Annotated in this window: 10 protein-coding genes; 5 read left to right on the plus strand and 5 right to left on the minus strand. The window is 37.7% G+C overall.

Going from position 1 to position 13,304, the window contains the following annotated elements:
- The first annotated feature begins 3 nt into the window (after positions 1-3).
- Entirely contained in the window at positions 4-3,039 is a 3,036-nt protein-coding gene (locus LIV57_RS09525) for an AAA family ATPase (protein ID WP_227942404.1), read from the plus strand.
- A gap of 73 nt (positions 3,040-3,112) precedes the next feature.
- Here LIV57_RS09525 and LIV57_RS09530 read toward each other — a convergent pair whose 3' ends face one another.
- Entirely contained in the window at positions 3,113-4,138 is a 1,026-nt protein-coding gene (locus LIV57_RS09530; RefSeq protein WP_227942405.1) for an LLM class flavin-dependent oxidoreductase, read from the minus strand.
- A 293-nt stretch (positions 4,139-4,431) separates the two neighbouring features.
- Between LIV57_RS09530 and LIV57_RS09535 the strand changes: the two genes are divergently transcribed.
- The gene (locus LIV57_RS09535) at positions 4,432-4,806 is read left to right on the plus strand and encodes a hypothetical protein (RefSeq protein ID WP_227942406.1); all 375 of its coding nucleotides are present in this window, start codon (positions 4,432-4,434) and stop codon (positions 4,804-4,806) included.
- Between the two features lie 40 nt (positions 4,807-4,846).
- On the opposite strand, the gene LIV57_RS09540 is transcribed toward LIV57_RS09535, so the two are convergent.
- Positions 4,847-6,985 carry a S9 family peptidase gene (locus tag LIV57_RS09540; RefSeq protein ID WP_227942407.1) on the minus strand — a complete coding sequence of 713 codons (2,139 nt, stop codon included), beginning with the start codon at positions 6,983-6,985 and terminating at the stop codon, positions 4,847-4,849.
- A gap of 330 nt (positions 6,986-7,315) precedes the next feature.
- Here LIV57_RS09540 and LIV57_RS09545 point away from each other — a divergent pair, with 330 nt between their 5' ends.
- On the plus strand, positions 7,316-7,828 hold the full coding sequence (locus tag LIV57_RS09545; protein ID WP_002983653.1) for a YceI family protein: 513 nt from the start codon (positions 7,316-7,318) through the stop codon (positions 7,826-7,828).
- An 80-nt stretch (positions 7,829-7,908) separates the two neighbouring features.
- A complete protein-coding gene (gene ygiD / locus LIV57_RS09550) occupies positions 7,909-8,736 on the plus strand; it encodes a 4,5-DOPA dioxygenase extradiol (RefSeq protein ID WP_227942408.1) in 828 nt (275 codons plus the stop codon).
- A gap of 69 nt (positions 8,737-8,805) precedes the next feature.
- Here the strand turns inward: ygiD and LIV57_RS09555 are convergent, their stop codons facing one another.
- From LIV57_RS09555 to hutH, 3 genes are all read right to left on the minus strand, one after another.
- On the minus strand, positions 8,806-10,287 hold the full coding sequence (locus tag LIV57_RS09555) for a S8 family peptidase (protein ID WP_227942409.1): 1,482 nt from the start codon (positions 10,285-10,287) through the stop codon (positions 8,806-8,808).
- A gap of 91 nt (positions 10,288-10,378) precedes the next feature.
- A complete protein-coding gene (locus tag LIV57_RS09560; RefSeq protein ID WP_227942410.1) occupies positions 10,379-10,825 on the minus strand; it encodes a GNAT family N-acetyltransferase in 447 nt (148 codons plus the stop codon).
- A gap of 87 nt (positions 10,826-10,912) precedes the next feature.
- The gene (gene hutH / locus LIV57_RS09565; RefSeq protein ID WP_227942411.1) at positions 10,913-12,400 is read right to left on the minus strand and encodes a histidine ammonia-lyase; all 1,488 of its coding nucleotides are present in this window, start codon (positions 12,398-12,400) and stop codon (positions 10,913-10,915) included.
- A 130-nt stretch (positions 12,401-12,530) separates the two neighbouring features.
- On the opposite strand from hutH, the gene LIV57_RS09570 reads away from it, so the two are divergent.
- Positions 12,531-13,292 carry a hypothetical protein gene (locus LIV57_RS09570; RefSeq protein WP_227942412.1) on the plus strand — a complete coding sequence of 254 codons (762 nt, stop codon included), beginning with the start codon at positions 12,531-12,533 and terminating at the stop codon, positions 13,290-13,292.
- The last annotated feature ends 12 nt before the right edge of the window (positions 13,293-13,304 follow it).

Raw genomic sequence — 13,304 nt, forward strand, 5'->3', positions numbered from 1 at the left:
GCCATGATCCCTGTTCAATTAACTATCGAAGGACTTTACTCGTACCGGGAACGCCAGACCATTGATTTCAGAAATCTCACTGAGGCGGGGCTGTTTGGGATTTTCGGGGCTGTAGGTTCCGGAAAATCATCAGTTCTTGAGGCCATTTCGTTTGCTTTATATGGTGAAACGGAACGTCTGAATATGCGCGATAAAAGGGCTTATAACATGATGAATTTAAAATCAAACAGTTCTTATATTGAATTTGATTTTATCAATTATGAGAATAAACTTTTCCGTGCTTCCCGTGATTTTAAGCGAAATTCAAAGAAATTTGAAGAGGTAAAACCTAATGCCGTTACTTTTTATGAGAACATCAATGGGAAATGGATTCCTTTGGATCACTCGAATGCAGAAGCTATTATTGGGTTAAGCTATTCCAACTTCAAAAGGACCATCATTATTCCGCAGGGACAGTTCAAAGAATTCCTTGAATTGGGCGCTGCAGAAAGAACGAACATGATGAAGGAAATTTTTAACCTTCAGAAATTCGACCTTCAGAACAATGTTTCTGCACTCAATGTAAAAAACAGATCTGAACTGGATCAGCTGGAAGGACAGTTAAAAGGTTTCGAAGAAATCAATGAAGAGAAAATCCGGATTCAAAAAGAGCAGCTTGCAGAGGAACAGAAAAAGCTCTCAGAATCCAATGAAAAACTGGAAAAGGTTTCCAAAGCCTATCAACAGTTAAAAAACTTAAAAAGTGACTTTGACAGTTTACAGCAAAACAAAGAAAAATTCAGTAAACTCTCAGAAGAAAAGCCTCAGATGGATGCTCTGGAAATACAGGCAGAATTATACGACAGGATTTTCAGAATTTTCAACCCTTTGATTATTGAGAAAAATAAACTCTCAAAAGAAATTGCTTCAAAACGAAACGAAAAGGAGCAGCAAATCAAAGACTGGCAGGAAACCGAAAGGGCTTTTAATACTGTAAAGGAACAGCTCATGGCTCTTGAACCACAGTTTAAAGCCTTAGAGCAATCCAGAATTCAGGAAAATGATTTGAACCTTATCATTCAGATCCTGAAATTTTCTGAAGAAATCAAGATCCTGAACGAAAGAACCCGGAAAGGTTCTGAAAAAGTAAAAGAAGTAGATCTTCATAAAGAAAAAATTCAAAAGACCATTGATGAGCTTTCCGTACAGATTAAAACCTTAAAAGAACAAAAAATTGATTCTGCCCTGCTTTCTGAAGTGGGCAACTGGTTTATTCAGCAAAAGAATTTTAAAAAATCACTTCAGGAACAAACCGAAAAGATTGAGAAACATCAAAAGCAAATCGGAGAAATTACAAAAGAATTAAAACCTTTTGCTTATACAGAAAATTATAAAGAAGATTTCAGAATCAGGAAGGAAGCCTTAGAAACCGGGAAAAAAGAACTTTCCCAAAGACTGGATCATCTCAAAATACAAAAAGAACTTTCCCGTTTTGCCAGTGAACTTCATGACGGTGAAAACTGCCCGCTCTGTGGTTCTAAAGAACATCCGCATATTGTGGAATTTCATGATGTGAATGCTGAACTGCAGGAAATTCAGGAGAAAATAGCATCGCTTGAACAGGAAGGAACAGGACTTCAAAAGCAGGAGGCTGAAATTGACAAGATTCTGGACCGTAAAAAGATCTTTGAGGAACAGCTTCTTTCAGAACAAAAAATAGTTCTTCAGATTCAAAAAGATATTGAAAATCATATTCTGAATTTTACGTGGAAAACATTTTCTCCTGATCAGGAAGAAGAGTTTGAGAAAAAACGTTCAGATTCGTTTACGCTGGAGAAAAAGATTGAAGAAACGGAACGGAATATAGCCGTTGAAAGGGAAAATATTGACAGGGAATCCAAAACGCTGGAAAAGTATAAGAGCGCTCTGGAAGCTTTCCGTCTGGAAGAAGTTTCGAAACAGGAGCAAATCAATATCAGCCGTTCCGGTCTTAAAATTCTCGAATGGGATCTGTATGCTCAAAAGGAAATAAAAGAAATTGAAGAATCATATCAAAAGCTTGCTTATTCTAATAAAGAGATTGAAGAAAATTACCTGAAAACTGTAGAACAGGAAAAAATTCTTTCTCCAAAACTGGCAGAGCAAAAGGCTATTGTAAGCCAATCTGAAAAACAGATTACAGAGCTGGAGAAGGAAATTTCAGGGAATGAAGAAGCTATTGTTAAAGCATTGGCTGATCAAAATTTCACAGAATTTAAAGACGTTGAGCATATTTTACTTCAGGAGATTAATGTTCAGCTGGTGAGAGCCAGAGTTCAGAATTTCAGGATTGAATTCGAAGCTTTAAAGAAATTCATCGGAGAGCTGGAGTTAAAGCTGAAAGGTCTTTTATTCAATAACGAACAGTTTTCTATCGCTGAACAGCAGTTCACCGAAGCACAAACCGAACAAAAGCTGATTAGTGATTCTGTAGTCACAAAAACGGCTGAAATAGACCGACTGGAAAAGGAATTTGTAAAAAAAGAGGAACTTCTGAAAGAACTTGCAAAGCTTCAGAAACGTTCCGAAAATTTAAAAATCATGATGAACCTCTTTAAAGGAGCAGGCTTTGTACAATATGTTTCATCTATTTATCTGAGACAGCTTTGTGATCATGCCAATGTGCGTTTTCACCGGATGACAAGAAACCAATTGAGTCTTCAGCTGAATGAAAATAACGATTTTGAAATCATCGATTACCTCAACGAAGGAAAAAGCAGAAGTGTAAAAACACTTTCCGGAGGACAGGCATTTCAGGTATCTTTAAGTCTGGCTCTGGCTCTTGCAGAAAGTGTTCAGGCCAATGCGCAGGCCGATAAAAATTTCTTCTTTATTGATGAAGGTTTCGGAACTCAGGATACGGAATCTGTGAATATCGTTTTTGAAACGCTCACCAATCTGATGAAAGAAAACAGGATTGTGGGAATTATTTCGCACGTGGAAGAACTGAAAGAGAAAATTCCTACAGCGCTCAACATTATTAAAGACGAAGAAAGAGGAAGTCTGATCGAGATTGTTTAATACTATATTTAAAACGACAAAAGCCACAAAAGAACGGATCTCTTGTGGCTTTTGCCCCTCTTAAACTTCCCTGTTACAGTCCTTTTATAACAGGCTTCACTTCATTACCAAACAATTCTATAGATTTCATCATCACATCATGAGCAGGATCTCCTACATCCATGTGTCCGATAAATCTTGTAATTCCGAAAATCTCTTTCATATAAGCAATCTTATCTGCTACTTCGGCCGGACTTCCGATAAATAATGCACCGTCTTTACTTCTTCCGCCATCATACTGTGCTTTTGTGTAAGGCGCCCAACCTCTGGAAGCTCCAATTCTGTCCATCTGAGATTTATAATTATGGAAATAACCATCTACTACTTTTTGATCATCACTTACAAAAGTATGGGAATGGATTGCGATCTGCATCTTTGAAACATCATGTCCCGCTTTTTGGTACTCCTGTTTATAAAACTCGATCAGATTTCTGAATTGGACAGGCATTCCTCCAATAATAGCTACCACTAAAGGCATTCCAAGCTGCGCTGCACTCAAAACAGACTGCGGAGTTCCTCCAACGGCTCTCCAGATGGAAAGTTTTCCGTCATTTTTTGCTCTTGGGTATACCGTTTGATTCTGCATCGGTGCACGAAGTTTTCCTGACCAGCTAACGTTTTCCTCAGAATTGATTTTCAATAATAATTCTAATTTTTCATCAAATAACTGCTCATAATCATTCAGTGAATAGCCATACAAAGGAAATGACTCGATGAAACTTCCACGTCCCACAAATATCTCTGCTCTTCCGTCTGAAATAAGATCCAATGTTGAAAAATCCTCATACACTTTTACCGGCTCCGAAGAACTCAAAACAGTAACGCCACTGGCCAGTTTTATATTTTTTGTAATGCTTGCTGCTGCTGCCAAAACAATCTCCGGAGAGGAAACAGCATAATCCGGACGGTGATGTTCTCCCATAGCAAAAACATCAATTCCTACCTCATCCATCAATTTTACCTGATCCAGTATTTCACGGATCTTAATTCCTGCATCTCTATATTTCCCGGTTGACTGGTCTAAAGCCAGATCTCCGAACATTCCTATTCCTAATTCCATATTGTTGATTTTAGTGATACAAAGTTACCACTATGGAAAACCAAAAACATTGATGTTTGTTAAGATCCATCCATGAGATTCTATAAGGTGAGGTAAAAGAAACTCTGGACAACAATATAATTAATCAACAAAATATAATGTTTTTAAAAAAATAATTTCATCTTTTTTAAAACATTTAAAATTAATTCATGCTAATCAATTTCAATAATGTAAATTATTAATTATCAGTAATTTAAAAATAAAACACATGGGATTTATTTGTACATTTGTCATGTAATTAAAAAAATCAAATAATGAAAAAGTACATTGTAATGGTATGCCTTTCTTTAGCAGGCATATTTAAAGCTCAAACAGCAAAAGAATTAGTAGGAAAATGGCAACTTGTAGAAACTGTAATTAATAACCAGCCGCAAGATATAAAATCCGTTTTTGGCAGTGACCAGATATTTCAGACGTTCAGTCAAGATTTTGGTTTTGAATCTACAGTTGGAAAAAGTACCAACAAAGGTAAATGGGAACTAACGAAGGACAATAATGAACAGATTCTTAACATAACCGTTGGAAAAAATACAACTCGTTTAAAAGTGGATTATTTTGATCAGAATAAAAGAACCATCTCATTTGTTAACAATGGAAACAAAATGTCACTGACATATAAGAAAATCTAAGAGAATTAATAACGAAAAACCAGCCTTTGGCTGGTTTTTTTTATTTCTTAAGATTCTGATCAAAATAATCCGTGATTTTCTGCATCAGGTGAACTCTGTCTTTTCCGATTACATTATGCGGATGTCCCGGATAAGTAAAGTAATCCAGCTGAACTCCGTTATCAACAGCAGATTTGATAAATTTAATAGAATGCTGCCATACGACTACATCATCCTGTGCACCGTGAATCATCAGTAATTTTCCTTTCAGGTTCTGAACTTTATCCAATAGATTTGCAGCCGCATAACCTTGTGGATTTTCCTGCGGAGTATCCATATATCTTTCTCCGTACATGATCTCGTACATGCTCCAGTCGATTACAGGTCCTCCTGCTACTCCTACTTTGAATACATCCGGCTTACGAAGCATGAAACTTGTTGTCATAAATCCTCCGAAGCTCCATCCGTGAATTCCCATTTTATCTCCGTCTACATAAGGAAGAGATTTTAAGTAGTCTACTCCTTTCATCTGGTCGTTCATTTCTGTCGTTCCCAGATTTCTGAATACCGCCTGCTCAAACTTCATTCCACGGTTAGAAGAACCTCTTCCGTCCATTGTGAAGATGATGTATCCGTTCTGAGCCATATATTCATACCAAAGATTTCCTGAAGCCGGAAAGCTGTTCGTGATCAGCTGTAGGTGTGGTCCGTTGTACAGATAAACAATAGTCGGATATTTTTTATTCGGGTCAAAATTGGTTGGGAGGATAATCTTTCCATACAAAGGAGTTCCGTCATCTGCCTTTAACACTACATTTTTAATTTCCGGTCTCTGATAATTCTTTAATGGATTCTCAGAAGTAAGGATATTGGTAGTTTTTAAATTAGCTGTATTGATAATGTTGGCAACTCTCGGTGAATTCGCATTACTGTAAGCGTCATACAGATAATTTCCGTCGCTGCTTAACGTTCCTATGTGCATCCCTTCCGCACTGTCCAGCCTTTGCATTTTAAAGTTGGTCCAGTTAATTTTATACAAATGTCTTTCCAAAGGAGTCTCTTTTGTTGAGGTGAAATAAATTTCCTTTTTCTTTTCATTGAATCCTAAAATATCTGTTACCAGCCAATCCCCTTTTGTGATTTGGGATATCAGTCCTTTTTCAAGGCTGTAGTGGAACAAGTGGTTGTATCCAGTTCTCTGGCTCTGCCAGATAAAGTCTGTATTAGAATTCGGGAAGAAAGTAAGCGGGTGCTGCGGCTCTACATATTTGCTGTCTGTTTCTTCAAATAATGTTTTTACCAATTCTCCTGTTACAGCATCATACTGATTCATTTTCATATGATTCTGGCCTCTGTTCAGAACCCCTACAAAGATATATTTTGAATCCGGGCTCCATGTAACCGCTGTCAGATACTGGTCTTTTTCTCCCTCCACCTTTAAGAAAGTGGTAGATTGGGTTTTAAGATTGAAAACACCTAATGTCACCTGATGAGAAGTCTGACCAGCCATCGGGTATTTGATATTGTGGTTTACAGCAGGTGTTACAGACCAATCGATGATCGGGTAATCTGCTACCATGCTCTGATCCATTTTATAGAAAGCTACACTCTCAGAATTCGGGGCAGGAAAAATTCCGGTATCAATTCCGAATTCATTTCTGTGAACGGCCTGTCCGCTAATGATATTTTCATTGGTCTCGTTGGTTACAGCAATGGTCTTTCCGTTTCTGTTGACAAATAAATTATTCTTTGCTGTGAAGGCAAAAGTATGGCCGTCACCAAACATTTTAACATTGGCAGCATCCTGATCAATAGCAGCTGTGCTTTTTATTTTCCAATCGTTTCCGGATTTTTCAATCCACGATATTTTGCCCTCTGTCGTAAAATATCCATTGGAATTCCCTGTAAATTTAATAGGAGGAACAGCTTTAAGCTTATCTTTGGAAAGATTTCTGTTCAGCTGACTCAAGGAGATCAGAGTATCCTGTTTGTTGGTTTTCAAATCTGTAATCAGATAACCGCCTTTTACGGCCTGAATGTATGATTTCCCGTCTGCAGACCACGAAAACTGGGATATATTTTTCACAGCAAGGTTGGTCCTCATTCCATTTACAGCCTCCGCCATGGTAAACTTCTGGGTCTGGGCAAATGCCGAACTGCCTACAACCAGCATCAATAAAGAAAATTTATGTAATTTCATTGTATAAAATTGAATCCTTCAAAAATAAGAAATAAAAACCATTCGTTAAGAAATGTTAAATTAAAACATTCATAAAATGGAGTTCATGCATTCAATGGAAATATTCCTTAACTTAAGAGTAGAATTTTTAAAAGGGATTAGGATAGGTGAATTGTGAATAGTCAATCCGCTGTGCTTGTCAATTGGATGTTGAAAGAAATTCACCATTCACTTGCGAAGCAAAATTGACAATTGACAAAAAAACTCATTTCTTATCCTATATCAATGACTTGTATAGGTACGCTGTCCTAAATTTGCATTATTAATAACAAACAAAAAATACGAAATACAATGGCAACAAAATGGATTTTAGACCCTACGCATAGTGAAATTACTTTCAAAGTAAAACACATGATGATCTCTAACGTAAAAGGAAGCTTCAGAACTTTCACTGCTGAAATTGACTCTGAAGATGAGTTTTTTGCAAATGCTAAAACTACTGCTACGATTCAGACGGATTCTGTATTCACCAACAATACAGACAGAGACAATCACTTAAAGTCGGCGGAGTTCTTCAATGCTGAAGTTCACCCTACGATCACATTTGAATCTCAGGCATTAAACAATACTGTTGTAGGTAATCTTACCATCAACGGAATTACAAAACCTGTAACGCTTGATGTAGACTTCGGAGGAATCAACGTAGACCCATGGGGAAATACAAAAGCAGGTTTCTCTTTTGAAGGAAAAATCAGCAGAAAAGACTTTGGATTAAACTGGAATGCTGCTCTTGAAGCAGGAGGTGTAATGGTAAGCGATGATGTAAAAGTAGCTGGTGAATTACAGTTTGTAAAGCAAGCATAGTTAATAACATATATTTTAAAAGGTTCAGGGATTTTTCTAAAAGCCTTGAACCTTTTATTTTTTTATAATCTTCAATATTTATGAACCTCAACGATCTTCAAAACATAAGCGACGGTTTTAAAAGCACACAGAGAATGCCTGTTTTATTTCTTGGACATGGTTCACCAATGAATGCCATTGAAGAGAATCAATTTGTACAGGGTTTCCGGAAAGCAGCCTCAGAAATTCCAAAGCCCAATGCAATTCTTTGTATTTCTGCCCACTGGTATACGGACGGAACTTTTGTAACGGCTATGGATATGCCGAAAACCATTCATGATTTTTACGGTTTTCCCAAAGCCCTTTTTGATGTACAGTATCCTGCTCCTGGAAGTCCTGAGCTGGCAAAGGAAACAGCGGAACTTCTTCTCCCTGTTGATGTAGAGGAAGATCATAGCTGGGGACTGGATCATGGGGCATGGTCTGTGATCAAACATATGTATCCTGATGCAGATATTCCGGTGATCCAGCTGAGTATTGATTATACCAAACTTCCTCAGTATCATTATAATCTGGCAAAAAGACTGAACAAACTTCGTGAAAAGGGTATCCTGATTATCGGAAGCGGAAATATTGTTCATAATCTTCGTCTTATCGACTGGAAAAACATCAATACAGTAGGAGCCGGCTGGGACTGGGCAGTGGAAGCCCGTGAAAAAACCAACAACTGGCTTCTGGATGGCAATTTTCAGAATATCATCGATTATCAGAAACAGGGAACTTTCTTACAATATGCTGTTCCAACTCCCGATCATTATCTTCCTTTATTGTATACTTTAGGATTAAAAGATCAGTCTGAACAGCTTAATTTATTTAATGATGAGCTTATCGGCGGATCATTGAGCATGACAAGTGTAAGGATCGGATAAACCTTCTATATAAAAACAAAAAGGAAATACCTCAGCTGAGATATTTCCTTTTTTTTATAGGGTTATTATTTATTGTACAGCTTTTAAAACATTGATATTTCCATAGCCATAGCTTGAATTAACATTTGGATAGTAGGTTGCAGACTGTCTCATTTTAGTAAGAACCTGATCTCTCGTCCATGATGGATTTTTAGCCCAAACGAGTGCCGCAATTCCCGCTGTTGCTGCTGTTGCCACAGAAGAACCACCCACATAATCTGCCTGGCCGTTGTAATAGCTCAGAACCGGAACAGTATTTCCTGAAGCTCTTTCCATCTGGAATGTAAAATCGATCTGGCTTCCTGAGTGGCATACATCACATTTTTGATTGGATGTATTCTCTTTTACACCGGTTATCGCCTGTGTTTCCGGCATTGATGCAGGGAAAATTACTCCCACGAAAGTAGTGAAGCTGGTAGAAGTTCCCCCCGCACAGAAAATCAGTTTTCCTTTAGAATAAGCATATTTAACACCGTCTTCAATCTTTCCAACGGAGAAGATGTGTCCCATCGACATAGAAATGATCTTCACAGTGGTATTGTTGCCCAATTCAGTGAAAGCTGTTTTTACAGCAGTTTGCTCACTGGAAGTTTCCAAAACAACATTTTCTGCGGCTCTATAGGCAATCAGATTGGCATTATAAGCAACTCCTACAGGTAATCCTGCATTATTTCTGGGAGCAGCCATTACGGAAGCCATTTTTGTTCCGTGCCCGCACTGATCTCCGGATCCGTCAGAATTATACACTCCGTACTTACTGATTGTTCTACCTGAAGAAGCACCATTATTAAAACTTCCTCCCAATAAAGTCTGTTCAGGAGAAACTCCGGTATCAATAAGTCCGATGGTCACACCAGCTCCTGTACTGTAGCTCCAGGCCTCAGGAATACTGTGTCTGGTGAAAGCCCAAGGTATTTTTGCACCTGGCGTTGTTGAAGTATAGTCTGCAGTACTTAATGTAGAAGACGAAAACCCACATCCTGACGAACCGCTTCCTGAAGATTTTGCAGCTACATTATATTGAGCTTCAAATTCAAAATAATGATAGTCTGCAGGTTCTACATATCGGATGTTTTTCATGTGTCGAAGAGCGGTAATGGTTTCCTCATTTTCAATCACAACATCCATCTGGTTAAGATACGGATCTGAAAGAAGAAGGAAATTTCTCTCCTCTTTCCCTTCATATTTTTTGATCACAGAAAGGATTTCCTTTTCCATGTCGCTGTTGTTTGGAGATTTACTTCTGTCGAAATCATCCTTAGAAGCTCCGAAACCGATCGAAACCATTTTATTTCCACGGAAAACAGCACTCCATACAAAATGATCGGACTCATTCTTCCAATTGAAAGTTCCGTCCGTTTTTATAGCCTGGTTGATCCTTTCGTTGATCTGTTTTGCAGTCAGGGGATCTTTCTGGGACATTTCGGTTTTTACATTTTCGTTCTGCAGTTCTTCTCTGGAACACGAGTTTAGGGCAAAAAATATTGCCAGTAGGAATACAGTTTTTTTCATATGTTATAATTTTGGTTGGAGCCACAATATAACACTTTAGCGGGAATTAAAAACTTAAAAAAAGTAAATTTAGCATTACAGGAATATTAAATTATAGTGCTTTTTCGTAACACACACTCTGCTCAACTCCAATATATTGCCCATAATTAGGTATTCTGTTAAACCCGCTTTTTTCGTATACTGAAATTGCATTTTTGAGATCCCGGGAGGTTTCCAGGACTGCTTTTTTAAAATTCAGTTCTGCAGCCCAGTTTTCAAGTTCTTTTACAATGGCAGAGCCTAATCCTTTTTTTCTGAATTCCGGATGGGTAAACATTCTTTTTATTTCTACGGTATCTTCTGAAAATGGTTTGAATGCTCCGCAAGCGGCAGGAATATCATCTATATAGACTACGATACAGTTTTTGATAGTATCTATTGTATTGAACTGAGCAAAGAAGTCATCATTTTCTCCATTATGTTCAGCTAAAGTGGCATCCAGGGATTTTACCAGATTTTGAAAATCTGTATTCGCAGAATCTGTTCTGAGTATATTCATATAGTTGATTTAAAGATTTAAAAATTGAAAGATTTAAAGGTCTGTGAAAACAAAAAGCTCCCTTCTGGAAGCTTTCGTATATTTAGGTTAGTTGACAACAAATTTTCTTTCGTTAATTAACTCAGCAATTGCAAGCATATCTTTACCGATCAGTCTGTCATCTTCAAGCTTGGCAACTTTAGAACGAAGAATTGCAAAGTTTTCTTCAATTACTTTAGAGCATTTAGACGGCCTTCTAAACTCAAGTCCCTGAGCGGCAAACATCAGCTCAACAGACAGAATATTCACAAGATTTCCCAGAACCTGATTGAATTTTCTTCCTGAAATACTTCCCATAGAAACATGGTCTTCCTGTCCTAAACTTGTAGGAATAGAGTCTGCCGACGCCGGGAAGCATAATGTTTTATTCTCTGTAACCAAGGCAGCTGAAGTGTACTGAGGGATCATAAATCCGGAATTTAAACCTGAGCTTTCCGTTAATAATCTTGGAAGTCCGTATTTTCCTTCCAATAGTAAATAACTTCTTCTATCTGAGATATTCCCCAATTCAGCAGCCGCTAATGTAGCGTAGTCTAAAGGCAATGCCATCAACTGTCCGTGGAAGTTTCCTCCTGAAATAGATTCTTCGGCACTTAGAACAATCGGGTTATCGGTAACGGAGTTCAATTCTGTTTCTGTCATTCCTCTAAGGTGCTCAAAAGCATTTCTGCTGGCTCCGTGAACCTGTGGTACACATCTCATAGAGTAAGGATCCTGAACTCTTTCACAGTCTTCGTGAGCTTTCAAATTTTCTGATCCCTTTAAGAATTTAAGCATTCTTGCCGCTACTTTTTTACTGCCTTCAAACGGCCTGATATCGTGAAGTTCTTTTTTGAAAGGACTTGCAGAACCTCTGTATGCTTCAATACTCATGGCTGCCGTCATGTCCGCCAGGTCCAGTAAGTATTCAAATTTTTCAAGTCCTTTGATGGCATGGGCAAGGATAAACTGCGTTCCGTTGATCAGCCCTAATCCTTCTTTCGGACCTAAAGCCAGTGGTTCAAGGTCATGCTTTTTCAACACTTCCATGGTATCGGAAACCTGATCTCCTTCCCAAACCTGTCCTAAGCCAAGTAAAGGCAGTACCAGATGGGCTAATGGAGCAAGGTCTCCGGAAGCCCCTACAGATCCCTGTTCAGGAACCACAGGAATGATATCTTTCTCAAGCATCAGAATCATTCTTTCAATTACTTCCAGGGAAACTCCTGAAAATCCTTTAGAAAGAGCATGTACTTTAGCAATCATCATGATCTTGGAAAGTTCTTTATCAATAGGTTTTCCTACACCTACCGCATGAGAAATGATCAGGTTATATTGTAACTGAGCGGTTTCATCCGCTGAAATTTTAGTATCACACAATGGTCCGAATCCTGTATTGATTCCATATACGCATCTATCTGACTCTACTATTTTCTGTACGTTTTTCTGAGATTTTAAAATTTGTTCTTTTGCAGCTTTGTTCAGCTTCGCTTTATTTGGTTTTTTACATATTTCCAGAACATCATGGAAAGTAAAAACATCTACCCCGTATATCATTTCTAAAAAATTTCCTTAAAATTACGCATTTAACAATAATTGGAAAAGCTAAATTTCAATCTTCTATATTTTTATAAAACAAGCGAATTAATTTACTACTTTTAGCCCCGAAAATCAAAAACAATAATACATGAGACTGAAAACTCTACTCCTTGCTTTATGTGTAGCAAGCACAGCTGCTTTCGCCCAGAAAGTAAAATATTCAAAAGAAGAAAGAAAAGAAATGAACCGCTATCTGTTTAATGAAGGTTTCAATACCGCAACAGATAAAAAAGTTTCCACCATTATTTTAAAGGATAATACGGAACATCAGGGTTACAGCAAATCCTGGGAAAAACAGAGGGGACAGATTCTTTCCATCACCATTGAGGATGTTGATACCAGAAAGCCAATAAAATTCGAGGCAGCCGATATTGCTGAAATGTATTTATATGCGACCGAGACTGAAAAGTCGATGAAAGCGGCAAAGTTTATTTCAAACATGAGAAATTACAGCACAAAAAAATACGGCAAATCTGTCACCGACGATGCCATTCCTTACGAAAACCAGATTGTTTCTTTAAAAAACAAGAAAGAGCCCAAAGCTTTTTTAATGCAGGTGATCAATCCTGAATTTAATGAGCTTATTACGGTTTATCATGATCCGTTTGCTTCAGAAACAGTGAGTACCGGATTTGCTGGTGCGCCTGCATTTGGCGGAGGTGTTATTAAATCCTATTATGTAAAGAAAGGCAATAAAGTAATGTGGCTTCACAAAGATGATTTTGAAGATAACTATGACTTTTTATTTGGTGACAATCCTGAATTCATGAAAAAATATCCAAAAAATTCTGTAGAGTGGAATTATTTAAGCTTTCTCATCTATCAGTATACGGAAATGAACCACGGATAGGATTCACTATCA

This window comes from Chryseobacterium sp. X308, assembly GCF_020733145.1.
Taxonomy (GTDB): domain Bacteria; phylum Bacteroidota; class Bacteroidia; order Flavobacteriales; family Weeksellaceae; genus Chryseobacterium; species Chryseobacterium cupriresistens.